The sequence below is a fragment of the Providencia sp. PROV210 genome, from assembly GCF_028479445.1.
In the GTDB taxonomy this organism is placed as follows: domain Bacteria; phylum Pseudomonadota; class Gammaproteobacteria; order Enterobacterales; family Enterobacteriaceae; genus Providencia; species Providencia rustigianii.
Window position 1 is genome coordinate 144,247 of record NZ_JAMPNQ010000012.1, and the last position, 20,452, is coordinate 164,698.

The window sequence follows — 20,452 nt, forward strand, 5'->3', positions numbered from 1 at the left end:
GAGCCCAATCCCACCTCCCTACCCACTACATTAGTCGAACGAAAAGCGTACAAAATCCGAATGCATTAATTATGTTTAACTAGAAAAGAAAACGTTTGCTTTTTATTTTGGTGGCTATAGAATTCGTCAGATTTTTTTGGCCTGAGAATAGTAACGGGAGGTAATTGTGTCTGGGGATAAAAATTACAGTCATGGGCCAGTGCCCATATCCGCGCGAAAAGGCGGACTCGCATTAACCTTTGTAATGCTGGGTTTAACGTTCTTTTCCGCAAGTATGTGGACCGGAGGTGCTCTCGGTACCGGTCTTAGTTTCAATGATTTCTTCCTCGCAGTTCTTATCGGTAATCTTATTCTTGGTGTCTACACCGCCTTTCTTGGTTTCATTGGTTCAAAAACTGGCTTAACAACTCACCTTCTCGCTCGTTATTCCTTCGGTATTCGCGGTTCTTGGCTCCCCTCTTTCTTACTCGGTGGTACACAGGTCGGCTGGTTCGGCGTCGGTGTCGCTATGTTTGCCATTCCAGTGGGAAAGGCGACGGGCTGGGACATCAATATGTTGATTGGCGTTTCCGGTGTTTTGATGACTGTCACAGTGTTCTTCGGGATATCAGCATTAACGGTGTTGTCGATTGTCGCGGTTCCGGCAATTGCCGTTTTAGGTAGTTATTCTGTCTATCTCGCGGTCACTGGCGCAGGCGGTTTGAGTACCTTGCAAGCTATCACGCCAGCACAACCAATTGATTTCAATTTAGCGCTTGCGATGGTTGTCGGTTCATTTGTCAGCGCCGGAACCTTAACCGCAGACTTCGTTCGCTTCGGGCGCAAACCAAAAATTGCCGTCCTCGTGGCGATTGTGGCATTCTTCCTCGGTAACTCATTGATGTTTATCTTTGGTGCTGCGGGCGCCGCCTCCCTCGGAATGGCAGATATTTCTGACGTCATGATAGCTCAAGGGCTGCTGATACCTGCGATTATCGTACTGGGTCTGAATATTTGGACCACCAACGACAATGCGCTGTATGCCTCCGGCTTAGGCTTCGCTAACATCACCGGGCTATCAAGCAAAACGTTATCTATCGTCAACGGCTTAGTGGGCACCATCTGCGCACTGTGGCTATACAATAATTTTGTCAGCTGGCTAACCTTTTTATCCGCCGCCATCCCACCAATCGGTGGCATTATTATTGCGGATTACTTAATGTACCGTCATCGTTATAACACCTTTGACGCAAGCAAAATGCGCGATGTGAATATGAGTGCGATAATCGCTGTCGCTGCGGGTGTTGCCGCAGGACATTGGCTACCGGGCATTGTCCCTGTGAACGCCGTTCTTGGCGGCGCTTTCTGCTATGTGATTTTAAATCCACTCATGAATCGCTTTCGCGTCACCAATTCGGAGATGACCCGTGCTTAATCAACAAGTCCAACATATCTATAATGTCCGCTTACCTGAACGTGATGGTTTGTGGCGTATCGATATCGAAAACCAAAAAATCACCGCCATTGTTCCTTATACAGAAGGTGAAATCTTACCTAATAGCCTCGATGGTGAAGGCGGTTTAGTCATTCCACCTTTTGTTGAGCCGCACATCCATTTGGATACCACACAAACGGCGGGGCAACCTAACTGGAACCAATCCGGCACACTGTTCGAAGGAATTGAACGTTGGGCAGAACGTAAAGCGCTACTGACCCATGAAGATGTAAAATCCCGTGCATGGCAGACATTAAAGTGGCAAATCGCTAACGGTATCCAACACGTTCGTACCCACGTCGACGTTTCTGATGCCACCCTCGTGGCGCTCAAAGCGATGCTGGAAGTGAAAAAAGAAGTGGCACCGTGGGTCGATATGCAAATCGTTGCCTTCCCACAAGAAGGCATCATGTCTTACCCGAACGGGGAAGAGCTATTAGAAGAAGCACTGCGTTTAGGTGCAGATGTTGTTGGCGCTATCCCCCATTTCGAATTTACCCGCGAATATGGCGTAGAATCACTGCATAAAACGTTTGCCTTAGCGCAGAAATATGACCGTTTAATCGATGTGCATTGTGATGAAATCGATGATGAACAGTCTCGCTTTGTGGAAACTGTTGCTGCCCTTGCTCACCGTGAAGGGATGGGCGCTCGTGTAACCGCAAGTCATACTACCGCGATGCATTCCTATAACGGCGCTTACGCTTCTCGTTTATTCCGCTTATTGAAGATGTCCGGAATTAACTTTGTGGCGAATCCATTAGTGAATATTCACTTACAAGGGCGTTTCGATACCTATCCAAAACGCCGCGGTATTACTCGCGTGAAAGAGATGCTGGCCGCCAATGTGAATGTCTGCTTTGGTCACGATGATGTGTTCGACCCATGGTATCCATTAGGAACAGCGAATATGCTGCAAGTGCTGCATATGGGTCTGCATGTTTGCCAACTGATGGGTTACGGTCAGATCAATGATGGTCTGAAGTTAATCACTGAGTACAGTGCGAAGACGCTGAACTTACAAGATTATGGCGTAACTGAAGGGAAACGCGCTAGCTTGCTGATCCTGCCAGCTGAGAATGGTTTTGATGCTGTGCGCCGCCAGGTTCCAGTACGTTATTCTGTCCGCGATGGTCGCGTAATTGCCACCACCCAGCCGACGGTTACCCAGATCCAACTCGACGACGTTGAAACTGTGCGTTACGGTTATCAACCGTAAGTTAGCGCAAAGTTTAATACCGTTATATTGCTCATCCTCCTTATGGATGGGTGAGCAATTTCAATTGAATACCGCTCTAAATTAAATTAATCGATAATTTTCACTTCTCAATCACCTCCTTGCTCCACCATAAATTTTTGATTGTTCAACCTCTGAAAACTTGATTAAGATGAAATTAAGCAAAATTGAGGTGATAGTTGGAGTGCATGAAAATACTATTAATTGAAGATCATCTGAAAACCCAAGGCTGGGTAAAAAATGGCTTAGAAGAAGCCGGCTTTCTGGTTGATGTAGCCACCGATGGACGCGATGGGCTCTACTTTGCCTTAGAAAATAATTACCAGCTGGTCATTCTCGACATTATGCTACCCGGTATGAATGGCTGGGATATCCTGAAAGTATTGCGTACCTCTAAAAATATTCCTGTCATTTGCCTCACCGCCCGTGATGCCGTTGATGACCGTATAAAAGGGTTAGAATTAGGCGCCAATGATTATTTAGTGAAACCCTTTTCTTTTTCTGAGTTATTGGCTCGGGTTAAAAATCAATTAAAAGTTCATCAACCCACCTCAACCAACATGACGATTGCCGATTTAAAAATCGACCTCGTCCGTCATGAAGTGGAACGTGGCGGCCAAAAAATCATTCTGACTCGCCAAGAATTCTCTTTATTACTGTTTTTTGTGCTGCATTGCGATGAAATATTACCCAGAACCTTAATTGCCAGTGAAGTGTGGGGCATCGATTTTGACAGTGATACCAATATTATCGATGTGGCCATTCGCCGACTACGCAAAAAAATTGATGATGGGTTTGACGTTAAGCTCATTGAAACCATTCGAGGAATGGGATATCGACTCAATAGGCCGACAGAATGAAAAAAAAGTCCCTACGCTTTAAATTAATCTCTCTGTTTATCATTCTGATGGTTGCCAATGCCAGCTTTGTGACTTGGATTTTGTATCACTCACTCAAAAGTGAGCTAGCAGAGCAGGATAATAATTTACTGGTTAATCGCGCGAACCAGCTATCTAAACTGATTGCCAGCGGCATTAATATCAAAACGCTCCCCATGTATTTTCAAAGTATGATGGACATGCGCCAAGATATTATTCAAATATCGGATGCATCAGGAAATATCTTGGTGGAAACCCATTCGGAACCCCTCAATACCCATCGCCTGCAACTCGTCAATCTTGAGCAACTGAATATTAATGCCATCAATCATTGGCAAACATCTCAAGGTATCCCAATTGCGGCGGTTTATTTCGAGATGAATTCGCCAATGGGTCAATTGTATGTGGTATTAGGTAAAGTCTCCGTCGACCGAAGCGGCGTGCTAAACCAATATTTGACCCAAAGTTTGCTGATTTCGGTCTTATCCATTTTACTGATGGGAATATTAAGTTTATGGCTATTGAAAAAAGGGTTATCCGATATTCAATCATTAAGCCGTATTACCGTAAAAACCGATGTTCACTCTCTTAATAATCCCATTGATATTGAACAACTTCCCCAAGAGCTGAAAGAGCTGGGGGAATCCATGAATATCATGCGCCAGCGGCTGAAACATGATTTTGTCAAATTGACGCAATTAGCCGACGACTTAGCCCATGAGCTGAGAACACCGATAAATGCTATTCGCGTACAAAATGAGATTATCCTGCAACGCTCACGCAGTGTTGAAGAATATGAAGCCATGATAATCAGCAATATCGAAGAGCTGGATAAACTGGCACAGATGATCCAAAGCGTGCTGTTTATTGCACGAGCAGAAAATAAAAACATCCCGTTAAATCGAGAAAACCTGTCTATATCTACGTTAGTTAATGAGGTTTATGAGCTATTTTCTGCTTATGCAGAAGAGAAACAAATTTCGCTATATTGCGAGCCATCCTCCCTATCGATATTTGTCGATAAAGTTCTGCTCACTCGGGTGTTAATTAATTTAGTTTCTAATGCCATTAAATATTCCGATCCTCAAACTCAAGTCATGACGACAATCAGCCAGCAAGATCGGTGCGTGATCATCCAGATCGAGAATCATGGTGAAATGCTGCTGAACAACCCTGAAATTTTTACCCGCTTCTGGCGCGGTGATAATGCGCGTACCACGGAAGGAACAGGCTTAGGTCTCTCGATTGTCAAAGCTATCGTCGAGCTACATGAGGGTACCGTTGATTTTGAACACCGTGAAGGCACTAGCACGGTAACGTTGCGTTTTCCAACAACACAGTAAGATGACAAATTTGTCATCTTACTGTCAGCTATTTTTGATTGCGCTTTCGGTATAACAAACCCAATAAATCTTTTGCTATGGAGCGCACAATGAAAAAGTCCCCTAAAATTCCGTCATCTCAAGTGACCTCTGAATCCGTCTTTTTTATGAAGCGTCGGGAACTGCTAAAGGTATTAGGCGTTGGCGCCGCAGGTCTTGCGGTTGCCTCGACCGCCAATGCGGGGTTATTTTCGTGGTTCAGTGACGATCAGCCTGCCGTGCCCACCGTGCCCAGAAAAGAACTGACTTTTATTCAACCGCAAGAGTATCAATCCTCTTCACTGGTCCTCACACCTGAAGATAAGGTGATTGGCTACAATAATTTTTATGAGTTCGGACTGGGAAAATCCGACCCAGCGGAGAATGCCCATACACTAAAAACCGATGAGTGGACACTGACTATCGAGGGTGAAGTCAATCGTCCACTCACCCTCAATTTAGATGATATCAATACAAAATTTCCCCTTGAGGAACGTATTTATCGCATGCGCTGTGTCGAAGCATGGTCGATGGTGATCCCATGGGTCGGCTTTCCTCTTGCGAAGCTACTCGCATTAGTTGAACCCACCAGCAAAGCCAAATATGTCGCTTTTGAAACCCGCTACGCACCGGAAGAAATGCCGGGGCAAAAAAGTCGCTACATTGGCGGTGGATTGCCTTATCCGTATGTTGAGGGACTCCGGCTGGATGAAGCGATGAACCCGCTAACATTACTGGCCACTGGGGTATATGGGAAAACGTTACCGAATCAAAATGGCGCGCCAATTCGCTTAGTCGTACCGTGGAAATATGGGTTTAAAGGCATCAAATCCATCGTCAAAATTCATTTAACTGAACAGATGCCACAAACCACATGGAATTTATCCGCTCCTAGCGAATACGGTTTTTATGCCAATGTGAATCCGAACGTTGACCATCCCCGTTGGTCACAAGCCACAGAACGTTGTATTGGCGCAGGGGGACTAGGACAAGTGACTCGACAACCCACCTTGCTATTTAATGGCTATGGTGAACAAGTGGCGAGTTTGTATCAGGGCATGGATTTACGGAGATATTATTGATGCCTCAAGAAAATCGCTGGCTCCTGTGGGGAACTAAAGCTTTTTTCCATTTAGTCGGGTTACTGCCCTTACTCTGGCTGATTTTTTTAATTGATTCGGGGCAACTCGGTGCTGACCCCGCCAAAGATATCCAACACTATACGGGAATTGCCACTTTACGTTTGCTAGTGCTTATCGCCCTAATTCCATTAGCGGTACGTTTATTGCGGTTTAACATCCTGTTTCAGACTCGAAAATTGCTGGGATTATGGTGTTTTTTCTGGGCGGCGCTGCATTTAAGTAGCTATTTATTATTGGAAATTGGCGTGAATAATTTAGCGCTATTTTTCGACGAGGTGTTTTCTCGTGTATATTTAATTCTCGGTATGGTCGGTTGGCTTTGCCTGTTTTTGATGGCGATCAGCTCATTCAATGGCATACGGATCCGCTTAGGTGTGTGGTGGAAAAGAATTCATACGCTGCTTTATCCCACCCTGTTACTGGTTATCACACACTATATTTTATCCATGAAAACCATGACACCCGAGCCGATTATCTATTTCGTGATTGTCGGTTGTGCGTTTGCTTATCGAACTTGGAGTCTGAAAAAACCAGCGGTGATATAGGGATTGAAAATGGTTGGCGACACGGAATGGTCGCCAACATAAATCCAGTTTAACGATAAAAAATAATTTTTTTATCCGCTACTATGTTTAACGTTTCCTGCCACGCAGCTAAGGTTAATTGGGCTAATTCCGCCAGCCCCACGTAAAATGGTGAATCGCCTTTTTCCTGCATTTTATTTAAATAGGCAAAGCCCCAAGGCAAAATATGCTGCGCTAATAGTTCTGTTAATTTATCTGGGCAATGTTCTGCCACCCAGGCGGTCATCATCAGCAGCAAGCCAAAATGATCTTCCGGTTCATTTTGCGTCAGCTGAATATCTATCTTATTGCGTTGCATCCACTCACGTAATTGCAACGTCGACTCACCAAATAACACATTTTCTTTATCTAACCACACCGAGCCCCAAGGTGGAGATGGCAGCGCATAAGGCCCGATAAATAATCGCTGATAAGCCTCGTCCAAGGTTTCATCATCACGTTGTGCCTTCGTCATTTTCTCAGTAATCGCCTGCTTTTGCTCGACGGAACCGTAGGGCCAATCCTCTACCCACTTCGACGAAATCAATAATTCGATAATATCAGGCACTTGGTCTGGCGCGTAATAAAATGCAGCACCAAGCACTCGTGCAGTTACGTCAATATCATTCAAGGATTGTTCGCTCATAGTGTCTTTGATTCGCTTATTATTAGTGACTTAGCTAATTAATATTATCCTACCAGAAAAAAGGCTTAGCGATATTCTGCTAAGCCTTTAATTCAATCTGGCTTAATTCACGGCCATTCCAACGGTCATATGCAGACCGTAGAACACTCCGCGCCCTACGATTTCACCCACCATCACAAGTAGGAAACCAATACCTAAGTTCAGTATGGATGGATTACGTTTTGCTATCATTGGCATGATCCAGCAACCCAATCCCATCGCCACTGCCACGATTTTAATATCCATTAAGAAACCGTAGTCAGGTACTAAATCTGTGGCTTTTTGTACCGATGTCTCAATACTCGCCAAGTCAAAACCTTGGGAAATAGCGGCTGCCGCGCTGACCAGTAACGCAATCACGCAAATAGCAGGAACGCGGCGAATACACTGTAAGTCAAACCCTGCCACACGCAATAACAAAGCAGCTAAAATCGGGCCACCGAGGAATGCGGTTAACACAAAGTTGATCATAGTGTAGTGGTTATTCCAAGTTGGCACGGTCGAGATTTGGTAGACTCGAGACGTTGCCACGACAAAAATAACCGCCAATACCGCCACCACCACCAGCCATAATTTACCTAGCGCCGCCGGCATCTTGTTTAATACAGCTAATAGCCAATATAAACCGCCCAATGCAAAGAATAGCGCCCCACTGGCAATTTCATTACTCAGCGAAGAAGCACCTAGGCGATTAAAGGCATTAAATGCACGCAGCGGCGTTCCCATGTGCATAGTAGATAACAGAAAACCAATGCCCATTAACACCCATAAACCAAACATGCTGTAATGCACTTTGCGATTAAGATCGACGGATAATTTGCCACAAAATAGCACCGCCGCCATCATCACAAATGCTCCCGCCACACTTTGACCAATGACCGTAAAAAACATCAATGGCCATTCATGAATTCCCGCGCCCATATTAAACTTCCTCCGGGTTAGCCAGATGCCCCGTGGTATCACCGACAGGTTTGCTATTGGCATTCAGTTTTAAAACAATATTCGGATGGGTATATTCCGCTGAAGGTAATGGTGCGATTTCCGCTAAATCGCCATATTTAGCGCGTAGCTCTTCAATCGGTGCCATATCCAATGCGCGCAGTGGGCAAGATTCCACACAGATTGGTTTTTTGCCTTCTGCCACGCGCTCATAACAACCATCACATTTGGTCATGTGACCTTTTTCTTGGTCAAATTGAGGTGCACCGTAAGGGCATGCCATGCTGCAATAGCGGCAACCAATACACACTTCCTCATCCACAACCACGAAGCCATCTTCACGTTTATGCATCGCCCCACTTGGGCATACTTTAGCGCAAGCTGGGTCGTCACAGTGGTTACAAGAAATAGACAGATAATAGGCAAAAACATTTTGCCCATAGACACCGTTTTGCTCTGTCCAATCCCCACCTACATATTCATAAATCCGACGGAAATTCACTTCCGGAGATAAATTTTTAAAGTCTTTGCACGCTAGCTCACAGGTTTTGCAGCCAGTGCAACGGCTTGAGTCGATATAAAAACCATATTGCGTTGACATAACTGACATCCTTAAGCTTTCACAACTTCAACAAGATTAGAATGTGATGGGTTGCCTTTCGCCAATGGCGATGGGCGCTGAGTGGTCAGCACGTTAATACTTCCCCCATGGTCAACACGATTACCATCTGGGTCATACCAAGCACCTTCCCCCATTCCCACCACACCCGGTAAAATACGTGGCGTCACTTTGACTTTAATTCGTACTTCGCCTCGGTCGTTAAATACACGCACTAAGTCACCCTGTTTTAGGTCGCGCTTAGCCGCATCTTGTGGGTTGATCCAGAGTTCTTGAGGACACGCTGCTTTCAATACATCCACGTTGCCATAGGTTGAGTGGGTTCGTGATTTGTAGTGGAAACCAGTCAGTTGCAATGGATATTTTTCCATCAGTGGGTCGCCATGGTGTTCAAAGCCCATCGCGTAAATTGGCAGCGGATGGATCACATCCCCTTCATTTAATTCCCACGTGTCTTGCAACTCCGCTAATTGCGCCGAATAGATCTCAATTTTACCGGATGGTGTGGTTAATGGGTTCGCAACAGGGTCTTCACGGAAGCTCTTATAGGCGACATGGTGTCCGTTAGGGTCACGTTTTTTGAAAATACCTTGAGCGCGGAACTCTTCAAATGTTGGCAGCTCCGGTAATGCTTCGCGAGATTGCTCATACAAATGACGTAGCCACTCTTCTTGGGTCCGGTTTTCAGTAAACTGCTCACCAACCCCCATGCGTTTAGCAATTTCGCTGGTCATTTCATAAATATTGCGGCTTTCAAAACGCGGTTTAATCGCTTGATCTGCAAAAATCACATAGGACATATTCCCCGCTGAAGCATCCAAGCAGAAATCCATTTGCTCAGAAGCTGTGCAGTCTGGCAGTAGAATATCCGCATATTTTGCTGATGCGGTCATGTGGTTATCAATCACCACAATCATTTCGCACTTCGATTCATCTTGAAGAATGTCGTGGGTACGGTTAATTTCTGAATGTTGGTTAACTAAGCAGTTACCCGCGTAGTTCCAGATCATTTTGATTGGTACATCCAGTTTATCTTTACCACGTACACCATCGCGGGTTGCCGTCATTTCAGGGCCACGTAGGATGGCGTCGGTCCACATAAACATGGAGATGCTCGTTTGCACTGGGTTAGTTAAGGTCGGCATCCGCACAAATGGAATACTGTATGAGCCTTCACGCGCCCCAGTGTTACCGCCATTAATACCAATATTGCCCGTTAAAATAGCGAGCATGGAGATAGCACGGGACGTTAATTCACCGTTAGAACGGCGCTGAGGCCCCCAGCCTTGTACGATATAAGCGGGTTTTGCCGTCCCAATTTCGCGAGCGAGTTTCACGATACGGTCTGCTGGGATACCCGTAATTGTGGCTGCCCATTCCGGCGTTTTCGCTTGCCCGTCGGGTCCATCACCTAAAATATACGCTTTATAGTGCGCATTTTTTGGTGCCCCAGCTGGCATCGTGGTTTCATCGTAACCTACACAATATTTGTCGAGAAATGGCTTGTCGACGAGGTTTTCAGTGATCATCACATAAGCAATGGCGTTCACCAGCGCGGCATCGGTACCCGGACGGATTGGGATCCATTCATCTTCACGCCCAGCCCCTGTATCCGTGTAGCGAGGATCGATGATAATCATCTTCGCGTTAGATTTTTCGCGTGCTTGTTCGACATAATAAGTCACCCCGCCGCCACTCATGCGTGTTTCACCGGGGTTATTACCGAACATCACCACTAATTTTGAATTTTCGATATCTGATGGGCTGTTACCATCCGCCCAGCCACCAAAGGTGTAATTCAAGCCTGCGGCAATTTGCGCGGTGCTGTAATCTCCATAATGGTTTAAGTAACCACCACAACAGTTCATCAGGCGAGCAATCAAGGTTGCGCCCGGTGGCCATGATCTTGTCATTGTGCCACCCAGAGTACCCGTACCATAGTTTAGGTAGATTGACTCGTTACCATACTCTTTGATGATGCGTTTCATGTTGTCAGCAATGGCATTATAAGCCTCTTCCCAACTGATCCGCTTGAATTTACCTTCACCGCGTTTGCCTACGCGCATCATTGGATAGCGCAGACGGTCTGGGTTATAAACGCGACGGCGCATGGAGCGACCCCGTAAGCACGCCCGTACTTGGTGTAGTCCGTCGTAAACGTCATCGCCGGTATTATCGGTTTCGACATATTTGATTTCACCATCAACCACATGCATGCGTAACGGGCAACGGCTACCGCAGTTAACGGTGCATGCACTCCAAACCACTTTTTCATCCCCTGCCGGGGCAGCTGTTTTTTGCTCGGTCTCCGCTGAGGCGCTGAACGGGAGAGAAAATCCTCCAGCCGCCGCAGCTAAACCCGTTATTGTTCCGGCTTTAACAAATCCACGACGGGTTAGAGGAGCAAAAACAGCGGCTTTCTCTTTGATATTGGCCATATATAACTCGCTCACTTAGATTGCTTAAAAGGGTATGACGTCTGTTCGCTATAATTATTTGAATGTAGGCACGCAACCTGCGTGCGATTAGCGATAAAACTACGAGCCACAAAAGTGGCAGTAATTAAAATTTTGATTTAATCAATATACCAATCACAAGAATTGAGGAGTTGTTTTAGGTCAAGAAAGTTATGGCTTATTAAGCGAATGAGATTTATTATCCAATTGATTTTATAAGTAATTTTTAGCCTTACGTTATATACTCGAATACATAAATAAGCGTTTTATACAAAAAATACTACTGATGGTTGTAGCGGGATGAATAAATTACTTTAGTTTTCTTATTCCATATTAGTTATTTCTATTCCAGAAAAATAAGATTCAGAGATCATAAAAAAGGCTTTATTTTTGATGGAAAAAATTTATTCCTCAAAAATAAAGCCAAGTCATCAAATTTAAATGTCATTTTGTTTAAGGATGTCGAACCTCTTAAATCAGCCAGAAATAGTTATCTTAACGTTTTCCTATTTCTGGCGATTATTCTCTGGTGCTGGTGATATTTAAACGGTTACACCACCATAGGCGCGATAATGAAACCGAATGCGACTCCAGCAATAATTCCGCCTAATCCCGGCAACATAAACGGATGATTTAAAATATATTTCCCTACCCTAGTTGAACCTGTTGAGTCAAACTCCATGGCAGCCAATGAGGTTGGATAGGTCGGTAAAACGAATACCCCCGTAACCGCAACAAATGATGCAAGTATCGCCCATGTTGGTACATCCAATGCGATGGCTAAAGGAATAATGAGTGGCGTGGTGGCCCCTTGGGAATAAAGTAATGCACAGGTAAAGAATAAAACTAATGAGAGTAAAATAGGATAGGAAGAAAGAACATTTCCTGCGATCTCTTTTATTTGTACCATATGAGCATCAACAAATGTGGTACCTAACGTGACAATACCTAATATGACGGCCAGTGAACTCATTCCAGAGCGGAAAGTCGACGCTAACACAATCGAGTTCGGTGATGTCTTACAGAAAACTACCATTAAACAAGCCGCACTCAACATGCAGATAATAATGATGTCTCGCGTCCCCATTGGTTTTCCAATATCAAAACCAGGACGTAATTGAGGGAATGCCGCCAGAATAACAATACCGATAGTTGCAATAATAAATAAGATGACAGAGAATTTTTCTTTTGGTGTGCTTTCCCCTTTTTTCTCTTCATATTTATGGATTAAACCTTTCTGTAAACGGTCTAAATAAACTTCATCATCCTCTAATTCACAACCTTGACGTGACGCAATGAATGCCGCAACCATTGCCGCGACAAAAGAGGCTGGTAAGCATACAGACATCACGGTAATAAATGTGACGCCATTGCCTTCCATGATGGTGAGCATTGCTGCCATTGCGGCACTAATTGGTGAACCTGAAATTGCAATCTGCGATGCCACAACTGAGCCAGCCAGTGTTCTTGACGGTCTAACACCAGAGTCTTTCGCAATCTCGGCAATAACGGGAAGCATGGAGAACACGATAAAGCCTGTTCCCGCCATAATGGTCATTACCCACGTTGTAATCGGCGCAATGATATTGATATATTTTGGATTTTTCCTCATAAATGTACCCGCAAGGCGTACGAGGTAATCCATTCCTCCCGCCGCTTGTAATGCGGAAGCGGCGACAACAACAGTCATGATGATTAAAATAACATCAACCGGGGGAGAGCCTATCGGTAAACCAAATCCGATGGTTAAAATCGCTAATCCTAATCCACCACATAAACCGATACCGATTCCTCCCATTCGTATCCCGAAGAAAATCGCCCCTAATACAACAATGATTTCTAGAAAAACCATAATCGTCTCCAATAGACAATATTTTGTCATTAGTAATATGAGAATTTATTTTTGTATTAATTTAGTTTTTAAATAATTATTGTTATTTTTAATTTATTTTACCGATTCTTTTTTTATACCAATTAATACCCGCCCGAACTAATGCGCCCGTTGAGTCGATATATTTATCAGGATGAGATTTAACTTCATTAGAAAGAATGACTGGAACTTCAGTACACCCTAAAACAATAATTTCAGCACCATTTGAAAATAAAATATCTGCTTGTTTTTTCATAATGTCTTCTGCTAAAGAAAATTCACCTGATTTTAATAAATAAATACTTTTCATTATCATTTTTTGGTTTTCATTATCAGGTTTAATACAAATCAAACCTTGGTCTTCAATACTCTTCTGATACAGCCCCATATGCATGGTGGCATCAGTAGCTAATAAACCAATTTTATTTTTCTGTGTAGAAATAACTTCATTCATTGTCGCTTCAATAATACTTAATATTTCAACATGGCATGATTTCTTAAGCTCATCAAACCAAAAATGGGCGGTATTACAAGGAATAACGATGCATTCTGCGCCTGCCACTTCAAGTCTTTGAAGATAGTCCTCCATCAATGGAAGCGGTGAAACCCCATGATTGAGTAGTGCCTCTGTACGGTCTGGAATATCTGGGATAGATGATATTATTAATGGAATGTGTTCCTGATCCTTACTTGCATGATTAAAAGTAACAAATTTATTAAATAAATCGACAGTTGCCGCGGGTCCCATTCCACCTAGAACACCAATCAAACCTTTCATAATTAAAACTCCCAATATTTTATATCTTAATTCTTTGATTGAAATATTTGAATATTTCAAATGAACTTAATTATTAATTTGTTCAATAAATTAAATCATGAATAAGATTTATCAGTATTCTGAGCGTAAGAGAAATGCAAGTATGTATAGGCTGATGCAAAAAGTGCATAGCAAATTTATTGGTTATTTCGATTTACTTCATTAAACTCGTGGTTAATAACTAATATTTATCACTTTTTATCAAAATAAAAAATAGAGTTTGATTTTTATTAATGTTTGAAACGTTATCGGCATGCATAATACGAATAATAGCGCCACAATAAATATTGAATAGTGTAACTAATAATTAACGTTAAACATCATTGTTATTATCTTTCCGTTTTATGTCATTTTAAGGCCAAGCAAATGAAAAATATTGAAACTAAGTGGCTGTATGACTTTTTAACGCTAGAATCTTGTCGCCACTTTTCTCATGCAGCAGAACAAAGAAATCTATCTCAGCCCGCATTTAGCCGACGAATTAAAGCGTTAGAAGAGGCAATCGGCGTAGAGTTATTCGATAGAACAACATCACCCTTACAGCTTTCTGAAGAAGGTAAAATATTTCATTCACAAGCTCGCAGTCTTTTGCAGCAATTGGAGTGCAACCTTAATGAGCTGTCAGGGCATAATATTTTGAGCCTACCGAATATCAAAATTGCCGCAGCACATTCATTATCGTTAGCTCTGCTACCCAAATTAGTGCATTCATTGTCTGATTATGGTGGGGAGTTTGTTTATCATGTGGAAGCCATCGATGTCGTGCAAGTGGTCAACACACTAAGGGAGGGTAAGAGTGATTTTATTATCTCTTTCTATGACGAAGATTTAATGCAATCTCCTTTTTGCTGCTTAAACGTATTTGAATCCGAGCTATACCCCATTTGTGCGACAGATAAAAATGGAAAGCCCCTTTTTGATATTTACCAGCCCGAAGTTCCGTTATTGAATTATACCAGCGCCTCATATATGGGAAGGTTGGTCAATCGTCGGTTAAGTGAATTTGGAGCCATCAGTTCTAAAACTCTGTTTATGTCTTCAATGAGTGAGTTATTGAAAAACATGGCATTAGATGGGCATGGTATTGCTTGGTTACCCATTTATTCTGTTATCAACGAATTGAAAGAGAAGAAACTAGCCTGTTTGAATACCCCTGAACTGACAATTCCTATCCAAGTTTATATTTATCGCATGAATACGCGATTAAATAAAACCGCAGAAGATTTTTGGCGGATCTTAAAGAAAAATATACCCGAAGATTTAAAGCATCTATAGCAGGTAAGATAGGCAACTAGTGATAGGATGGAAATGCAAAGATTTTGCCGCCAGCACAACGCTAACGGCAGAATATTGGAAGCAATTATTTGATAGATTTTAACTGCTTGAGCGTATCATCGACATCAATTTCGTCTTCGGTAAAAGTCAGCGTCGTGCCATGAAGCGTCTCGATAATTAATTTTTTCAGTGTACGCATTTGACCCGGCTTAATGTCAGATTTAGGTTTGATACTGTTCATCAAGGCGCCAATAGACAGCACCGTATTTTCTTTATCAATACGGGTATCTGCGGGTACATCTTCATAATAAATACGGAAGGATTTTATCGCAGTCAGTTTAATGCGCTCGCCTGCAATATAAATATATTTGCTTTCCGGTATGACTTTAACGGCATAGGCAGACAAACCTTTGGTATTGGTAGTCGGTTCGAAAGTCACCGCCGCATCTTTCTTGATCAGATCAGGATTGGAGACCTTAATCACATGAAAATAACGGTTATCCCCATTTTCATCTTTGATAAAGCCAAAACCTTTCTCTTCAAACCACGTTGTGATTATTCCGTTCATCGTTATTACCGCCTACTTAATATTTACTCAGTGTTCACAGCGCGCAGTATAAAACACAATGCTTGTACAGACCACGCCTTTGGTTTAAGTCTAGATGATAATTTTTTGGTGCGTGAATAGTGGGTTCGCTAGTCTGATTAAAATTGGTTATCATCCAGCCTCACTCTTCGTCCGGATAGCCCGATGTCTACCATTATTGATACCTTTATTGCCCCATTTTGCCATGATCCGATTGAGTATCTCTATCAGGATGACCACCTGATATTAATCAATAAGCCCTCGGGGCTACTTAGCCTGTCGGGAAAAAACCCCCAAAATTTGGATTCAGTGCATCATCGTATGGTCAAAATTTTTCCTGAATGTACGCTGGTTCATCGTCTCGATTTTGGGACATCAGGATTGATGGTGGTGGCTCGCAATAAAGCCATTAATGCCGCCCTTTGCCACCAATTCAGCCAACGCACTGTAGGCAAAATGTATAGTGCGCTACTTTGTGGGCATTTGGATGATGATGAAGGTGTGATTGATGCACCGATAGCTAAAGATCCCGCGCTGTTCCCGCTCATGTCGATTAGTGCAATTAATGGCAAGCCCGCTCGCTCCCGCTATCGCGTTATTGAACGTTTTTATCGAGAGTTGGATGATGGGGGGCAGTTACCGTTAACTCGGGTGCAACTTACGCCAGAAACGGGGCGGACTCACCAACTCCGTATTCATTGCCAGCTGTTAGGGCACCCGATTTTGGGCTGTGATTTGTATGGTGGGCGCCTGTTATTAGGAACCGAACAGACTCCGCGATTAATGTTACATGCCTGCGAACTGGATTTTATTCATCCGGTCACCGGCGAACCGCTCAATACCCATAATGCTAGCCCGTTCTAAGCGGATATTATTGCGAATTACCACATCAAATCATCAGGGATTTTAAAGTCTGCATATGGGTCGTCTTCGTCTTGCGCTTCCTGACTCAATGCATTATTTAATACGATATAGCTCTCATCACGTTGAGCAATTTTGTCGGCAACAACCGCAGGGATAATCGCGTATTCATTCACTTCTGGGTTGTCCGTTAATAAACGCGCGATGGCGAGACGCCCACTAATGAGCTGAGCTTGAGTGGTTTTATCCACAGAGACGTTTTTAATGAGATTATTATCAGTGAAGTTAAAACTGATATCGCCTCTTGCGATATGAATTCTATTCATTTCAATCAGCTGCTTCACTTGTGCTTTTGCTTCTTTCGATAACACCGCTTGTTTTTGTTGTTCGCTTAGCTGCTTATCGCGCTCAAGCTGTGCTTTTTTGTTTTCTTCTACGGCTTCTCTAGCTTCTCGAGCCTGAACTCGTGATTTTTTTGCTGTTCTTTGGACTTTCGCCATTTTTTTGCTGGTGACGAGTCCCGCTTGGAGCATCTGCTCTTGTAAGGTAAGTTTTGCCATATTGGTTTTAAGCCCATTGAATAAGATTTGAGGGATTATACCTGTTATTTCAGCGGGAGTGTTAGGGAATGGGGAGCAAAGGCTCTGACTGTCCCCATATCGCCAATATCCAAGTGACATTAAGTCATGGGCTATTTCTATACGTAAAAAAGAGATTATTGATATTCCACCTTGAGCCTTCCTATTGCCGTGAATGCCCCAAACTCGATCTTTTTCCCTTCATCAAAAACCGGAGATACACTCAGTAATGGCTTGTTAGAATAGGTAAAATTACGGTACTCATTAGGGGATAATAACTTATTATCTGCTTGAATTTTTAAACCTAATTTTGGATTTGATGTCTTCACTAAAGTGGCATCAAAATCTGAAATATCACTCTCAAACTTGAGTTTTAAATTTGGGTTACTCGATGTATTACCACCGCAGTCTATAGCGTAATGAATATCTCTGGTATACCTTTCGCGGGTGAAACCATTCAAGTTCATTTCACCAAATGAAACCTCAATAGGGTTACCTGGTCCATCATTACCATAAATATCACAGGTACTTTCAATCACATCAACTTTAATCGTCAATGAATACGTTTCTGCAAAACAAAAACCACTAAAAAAAATAATCAACGTGTTAATAAATACTGTAAATAATAAAAAGACTCTTTTTTTTATTATTTTAATAAAAATCATCATAGCGATTCATACTCCAATCGTTATAGTCAATAAGCTGCATTTTAATTAATCACAATCGATAGAATGACATTTCCAACCCTCGAACCAGGCTCAGGATTCCCCAATGCAGATAATGTTGAATTAACGGAGAATGCTAAATGGGTATTTTTCTTTATCTCGGCTTGAACCACATTATTCGACATGCACTTTCCTGAAACACACACATCCAATTGGCTTTTGACACCTTGTGATAAATCAACTTCATTTTCAGGTAAAAATTGAAATGTCGCACTCATGTCCCCAGTACATGTGATATCACCATTAACCTTGGCAATATTACCGTTCACATTATTTGCATTCACTTCACCGTGAGATAGGGTTAATGGCATAAATATATCGCAAGAAGGCAATACCGGAATTTCTGGAACATGGATTGAACACGTTGTGCCCACATTTTTATCATTGATGATGATTTGTAAACAGGTATCTGCATAACCCGTTAGTGATGCATTATAATCAAAAAAGTTTATATACTTAGCTGCAAATCCTCCAAATTTAACGCCAAAATCAGGTAATATGTCTCTACAGTGCTTTGTTGAATTTCTGGTAACTGTGTACGATTTCACTACCCCAGTGATACCATAGATACTACTGAAACCATTTAGAAGGTAAGAAGATGGTGTTGTGATAGAAGTAACGGTTCCTGTTGATGACCTTCCTGTTACAATAGCTTTAATATTACACTCTGAAATAGAGCTATTTTTAATATCATCAGGAATATACAAAAAATAAGGCCCTAACGTTCTTGGCTCTGTATAGTATGAATTATTAATCTGTGGATGCTTTATACTAGTGGTATAAATACTATTCGGGTTTAATGGGTTTGCACCCACATTAAAATTAATTATAAATAATAAAATAAGTATAATCGATTTTATAAAAAAAATATTTTTGTTTCTTAGCATTACGCTATTACCTATTCATTTTTATCAATCAGTATATTTAAATACGATGGAATTAATCATATAGCATTTCAAATGCAATCAATGCAGAGAAAGCACCGGGAATAAGTGGGCCAGACGTTCTTATTGCAGAGACATAATATATTAGGCTATTTTGACCCGATGAGATTAACGTAGGATTACTCGCTTTTCCTATTGGCAACATTTGCCCAGCTGAATTGGCGACTTGTAATCCAAAACCATGCGCACCATTAATACGAATAATATTAGCGTTTTCAGGTACGCTTGCTGCTAAAAATTTAACTTTAACCGCGGGTTGTGTGCTACTCCACACTGATTGCCCCGTTTGGAAATTTTGCAGCTCAGTTTGGACTTGTAAGCAATTTAACAACTCAATTTTGAATGGCACAGGTTGCATTGTTCGCTCAGAATGATTCAGCTCACTGAATGAAATATTGCCCAGCGATACCGATTGGTTACTGGACTCCATCGCTAATTCGCATGGGTTTTCAGTTAAAGACCCTGAAACATGAATGACACCATGTTGGCCATCAACCTCCCAGCCATCTGTAGGCCGGAATAAATAACGGTTATCATTGGCAACCGCGGGCAATACGGCAACTAAGCAAAGTGCACCGATGGTATATTCTTGGTACAGCCAGCGATATATAGTTGAGATCATAAAGATATCTCCATTTAGCTTCATTTTGATTTTATTATTTAGTTAATGAGTTTGCTGCAACGGAGCATATTGTATTTTTACAATCAAACGTCAATTTTGGGCGACCACCATAGTCATTGATATAGGTAATGACTGGTGTATTTCCTAACTGTTCACTTGTTATTCCTATATTTTCCTCACCAAACGGTGCGATCATGATGGGATTAAATTCTTTTGCATCCGTATTTGCATGAGCACCAGCATTAATTATTGTGATGTAATAAGGCGTTGAGTTCTTAGCAATAACAAGATTCCCTTTTTTTTCAAGCTGCATTTTTTCTTGCCATGGTGCGCTATTTTGTTGTGGTGCAATGGCAGCCGGACGATAAAATAATTTTATTTTTGTTTGTAATGCAATTTGTAATGTATTTGGTTTATCACTTTTAGGCGGAATTTCACGCATATTAAAATAGAATAAAGATTCTCTATCCTGTGGTAAATTTTTTATACTGGGTAGAGATTCAATTTTCATTTGGCTTGATTTCCCTGGTTCTAATCGTTGAACTGGTGGAAGTACAATTAATGGCGACGTTATTTTTTTACTTTCTTCATTTTCAATCCATCCCTGTGCAAGATATGGAAGCTGTTTATTATTATTATTAATACTTAAAGAAACTGACTTATTTTCCCCATCAAATATAATTCTTGTTCTATCTAATGATACTGCAGCCTCGGATAGGTTAATTAGGGCTAAAGATCCAAAAATACCACTAATTAATATCGTTTTAATATTCATTTGGTTATTACCTCTATCTATAACTTTTATCTGGTTAAATTCAAT

The 20,452-nt window shown here is 42.2% G+C and carries 20 protein-coding genes; 8 read left to right on the forward strand and 12 right to left on the reverse strand.

Annotated features, from left to right (window positions below; all coding sequences use genetic code 11):
• Positions 1-166: 166 nt before the first annotated feature.
• The 6 genes from codB to PR761_RS09555 all read left to right on the forward strand — a co-directional run bounded on the left by codB (position 167) and on the right by PR761_RS09555 (position 6,637).
• Entirely contained in the window at positions 167-1,414 is a 1,248-nt protein-coding gene (gene codB / locus PR761_RS09530) for a cytosine permease (protein WP_006813921.1), read from the forward strand.
• A complete protein-coding gene (locus tag PR761_RS09535) occupies positions 1,407-2,693 on the forward strand; it encodes a cytosine deaminase (RefSeq protein ID WP_265694397.1) in 1,287 nt (428 codons plus the stop codon). Before codB ends, PR761_RS09535 begins: the two co-directional genes overlap by 8 nt.
• Before the next feature lie 206 nt (positions 2,694-2,899).
• The gene (gene hprR / locus PR761_RS09540) at positions 2,900-3,571 is read left to right on the forward strand and encodes a response regulator transcription factor HprR (RefSeq protein ID WP_006813923.1); all 672 of its coding nucleotides are present in this window, start codon (positions 2,900-2,902) and stop codon (positions 3,569-3,571) included.
• Positions 3,568-4,932 (forward strand): heavy metal sensor histidine kinase, encoded by a 1,365-nt coding sequence (locus PR761_RS09545; protein ID WP_154610976.1) that lies wholly within the window; start codon positions 3,568-3,570, stop codon positions 4,930-4,932. The genes hprR and PR761_RS09545 overlap by 4 nt, the downstream gene beginning before the upstream one ends.
• 89 nt (positions 4,933-5,021) lie before the next feature.
• Entirely contained in the window at positions 5,022-6,032 is a 1,011-nt protein-coding gene (gene msrP, locus PR761_RS09550) for a protein-methionine-sulfoxide reductase catalytic subunit MsrP (protein ID WP_112835860.1), read from the forward strand.
• The gene (locus PR761_RS09555; protein WP_115163832.1) at positions 6,032-6,637 is read left to right on the forward strand and encodes a sulfite oxidase heme-binding subunit YedZ; all 606 of its coding nucleotides are present in this window, start codon (positions 6,032-6,034) and stop codon (positions 6,635-6,637) included. The genes msrP and PR761_RS09555 overlap by 1 nt, the downstream gene beginning before the upstream one ends.
• 49 nt (positions 6,638-6,686) lie before the next feature.
• Here the strand turns inward: PR761_RS09555 and dmsD are convergent, their stop codons facing one another.
• The 6 genes from dmsD to PR761_RS09585 all read right to left on the reverse strand — a co-directional run bounded on the left by dmsD (position 6,687) and on the right by PR761_RS09585 (position 14,002).
• On the reverse strand, positions 6,687-7,301 hold the full coding sequence (gene dmsD / locus PR761_RS09560; protein ID WP_006813927.1) for a Tat proofreading chaperone DmsD: 615 nt from the start codon (positions 7,299-7,301) through the stop codon (positions 6,687-6,689).
• A gap of 102 nt (positions 7,302-7,403) precedes the next feature.
• A complete protein-coding gene (locus PR761_RS09565; protein ID WP_006813928.1) occupies positions 7,404-8,261 on the reverse strand; it encodes a DmsC/YnfH family molybdoenzyme membrane anchor subunit in 858 nt (285 codons plus the stop codon).
• A gap of 1 nt (position 8,262) precedes the next feature.
• Positions 8,263-8,880: a DMSO/selenate family reductase complex B subunit gene (locus tag PR761_RS09570; protein ID WP_154610975.1), complete on the reverse strand. Its 618-nt coding sequence runs from the start codon at positions 8,878-8,880 to the stop codon at positions 8,263-8,265.
• 11 nt (positions 8,881-8,891) lie between these two features.
• On the reverse strand, positions 8,892-11,336 hold the full coding sequence (dmsA, locus tag PR761_RS09575; protein WP_154610991.1) for a dimethylsulfoxide reductase subunit A: 2,445 nt from the start codon (positions 11,334-11,336) through the stop codon (positions 8,892-8,894).
• A gap of 568 nt (positions 11,337-11,904) precedes the next feature.
• Positions 11,905-13,206 carry an anaerobic C4-dicarboxylate transporter gene (locus PR761_RS09580; protein WP_039854644.1) on the reverse strand — a complete coding sequence of 434 codons (1,302 nt, stop codon included), beginning with the start codon at positions 13,204-13,206 and terminating at the stop codon, positions 11,905-11,907.
• Positions 13,207-13,294: 88 nt separating this feature from the next.
• Positions 13,295-14,002 (reverse strand): aspartate/glutamate racemase family protein, encoded by a 708-nt coding sequence (locus PR761_RS09585; RefSeq protein WP_154610974.1) that lies wholly within the window; start codon positions 14,000-14,002, stop codon positions 13,295-13,297.
• Between the two features lie 405 nt (positions 14,003-14,407).
• Between PR761_RS09585 and hypT the strand changes: the two genes are divergently transcribed.
• Positions 14,408-15,316 carry a hypochlorite stress DNA-binding transcriptional regulator HypT gene (gene hypT, locus PR761_RS09590; RefSeq protein WP_006813934.1) on the forward strand — a complete coding sequence of 303 codons (909 nt, stop codon included), beginning with the start codon at positions 14,408-14,410 and terminating at the stop codon, positions 15,314-15,316.
• An 85-nt stretch (positions 15,317-15,401) separates the two neighbouring features.
• Here hypT and PR761_RS09595 read toward each other — a convergent pair whose 3' ends face one another.
• Entirely contained in the window at positions 15,402-15,890 is a 489-nt protein-coding gene (locus PR761_RS09595; RefSeq protein ID WP_039854645.1) for a cold-shock protein, read from the reverse strand.
• A 177-nt stretch (positions 15,891-16,067) separates the two neighbouring features.
• Between PR761_RS09595 and PR761_RS09600 the strand changes: the two genes are divergently transcribed.
• Positions 16,068-16,766: an RluA family pseudouridine synthase gene (locus PR761_RS09600; protein ID WP_112835854.1), complete on the forward strand. Its 699-nt coding sequence runs from the start codon at positions 16,068-16,070 to the stop codon at positions 16,764-16,766.
• Between the two features lie 17 nt (positions 16,767-16,783).
• Here PR761_RS09600 and PR761_RS09605 read toward each other — a convergent pair whose 3' ends face one another.
• The 5 genes from PR761_RS09605 to PR761_RS09625 all read right to left on the reverse strand — a co-directional run bounded on the left by PR761_RS09605 (position 16,784) and on the right by PR761_RS09625 (position 20,407).
• Positions 16,784-17,323 carry a DUF2058 domain-containing protein gene (locus PR761_RS09605; protein WP_039854648.1) on the reverse strand — a complete coding sequence of 180 codons (540 nt, stop codon included), beginning with the start codon at positions 17,321-17,323 and terminating at the stop codon, positions 16,784-16,786.
• A 155-nt stretch (positions 17,324-17,478) separates the two neighbouring features.
• Positions 17,479-18,009 carry a fimbrial protein gene (locus tag PR761_RS09610; RefSeq protein ID WP_230083574.1) on the reverse strand — a complete coding sequence of 177 codons (531 nt, stop codon included), beginning with the start codon at positions 18,007-18,009 and terminating at the stop codon, positions 17,479-17,481.
• A 41-nt stretch (positions 18,010-18,050) separates the two neighbouring features.
• A complete protein-coding gene (locus PR761_RS09615; protein WP_126436179.1) occupies positions 18,051-18,953 on the reverse strand; it encodes an MrpH family fimbial adhesin in 903 nt (300 codons plus the stop codon).
• Positions 18,954-19,005: 52 nt separating this feature from the next.
• Positions 19,006-19,632, reverse strand: a complete 627-nt coding sequence (locus PR761_RS09620) for a fimbrial protein (RefSeq protein ID WP_039854650.1) — start codon at positions 19,630-19,632, stop codon at positions 19,006-19,008.
• A 34-nt stretch (positions 19,633-19,666) separates the two neighbouring features.
• Positions 19,667-20,407, reverse strand: coding sequence for a fimbria/pilus periplasmic chaperone (locus tag PR761_RS09625; RefSeq protein ID WP_006813941.1), 741 nt, complete (start codon positions 20,405-20,407; stop codon positions 19,667-19,669).
• Between the last annotated feature and the right edge of the window lie 45 nt (positions 20,408-20,452).

Excerpts from the sequence above, each read along its gene's own strand:
- hprR (WP_006813923.1), top strand. The coding sequence starts at position 2,900 with ATGAAAATACTATTAATTGAAGATCATCTGAAAACCCAAGGCTGGGTA.
- PR761_RS09545 (WP_154610976.1), top strand. The coding sequence starts at position 3,568 with ATGAAAAAAAAGTCCCTACGCTTTAAATTAATCTCTCTGTTTATCATT.
- msrP (WP_112835860.1), top strand. The coding sequence starts at position 5,022 with ATGAAAAAGTCCCCTAAAATTCCGTCATCTCAAGTGACCTCTGAATCC.
- PR761_RS09555 (WP_115163832.1), top strand. The coding sequence starts at position 6,032 with ATGCCTCAAGAAAATCGCTGGCTCCTGTGGGGAACTAAAGCTTTTTTC.
- dmsD (WP_006813927.1), bottom strand. The coding sequence starts at position 7,301 with ATGAGCGAACAATCCTTGAATGATATTGACGTAACTGCACGAGTGCTT.
- PR761_RS09565 (WP_006813928.1), bottom strand. The coding sequence starts at position 8,261 with ATGGGCGCGGGAATTCATGAATGGCCATTGATGTTTTTTACGGTCATT.
- PR761_RS09570 (WP_154610975.1), bottom strand. The coding sequence starts at position 8,880 with ATGTCAACGCAATATGGTTTTTATATCGACTCAAGCCGTTGCACTGGC.
- dmsA (WP_154610991.1), bottom strand. The coding sequence starts at position 11,336 with ATGGCCAATATCAAAGAGAAAGCCGCTGTTTTTGCTCCTCTAACCCGT.
- PR761_RS09580 (WP_039854644.1), bottom strand. The coding sequence starts at position 13,206 with ATGGTTTTTCTAGAAATCATTGTTGTATTAGGGGCGATTTTCTTCGGG.
- PR761_RS09585 (WP_154610974.1), bottom strand. The coding sequence starts at position 14,002 with ATGAAAGGTTTGATTGGTGTTCTAGGTGGAATGGGACCCGCGGCAACT.
- hypT (WP_006813934.1), top strand. The coding sequence starts at position 14,408 with ATGAAAAATATTGAAACTAAGTGGCTGTATGACTTTTTAACGCTAGAA.
- PR761_RS09600 (WP_112835854.1), top strand. The coding sequence starts at position 16,068 with ATGTCTACCATTATTGATACCTTTATTGCCCCATTTTGCCATGATCCG.
- PR761_RS09605 (WP_039854648.1), bottom strand. The coding sequence starts at position 17,323 with ATGGCAAAACTTACCTTACAAGAGCAGATGCTCCAAGCGGGACTCGTC.
- PR761_RS09610 (WP_230083574.1), bottom strand. The coding sequence starts at position 18,009 with ATGATGATTTTTATTAAAATAATAAAAAAAAGAGTCTTTTTATTATTT.
- PR761_RS09615 (WP_126436179.1), bottom strand. The coding sequence starts at position 18,953 with ATGCTAAGAAACAAAAATATTTTTTTTATAAAATCGATTATACTTATT.
- PR761_RS09620 (WP_039854650.1), bottom strand. The coding sequence starts at position 19,632 with ATGATCTCAACTATATATCGCTGGCTGTACCAAGAATATACCATCGGT.
- PR761_RS09625 (WP_006813941.1), bottom strand. The coding sequence starts at position 20,407 with ATGAATATTAAAACGATATTAATTAGTGGTATTTTTGGATCTTTAGCC.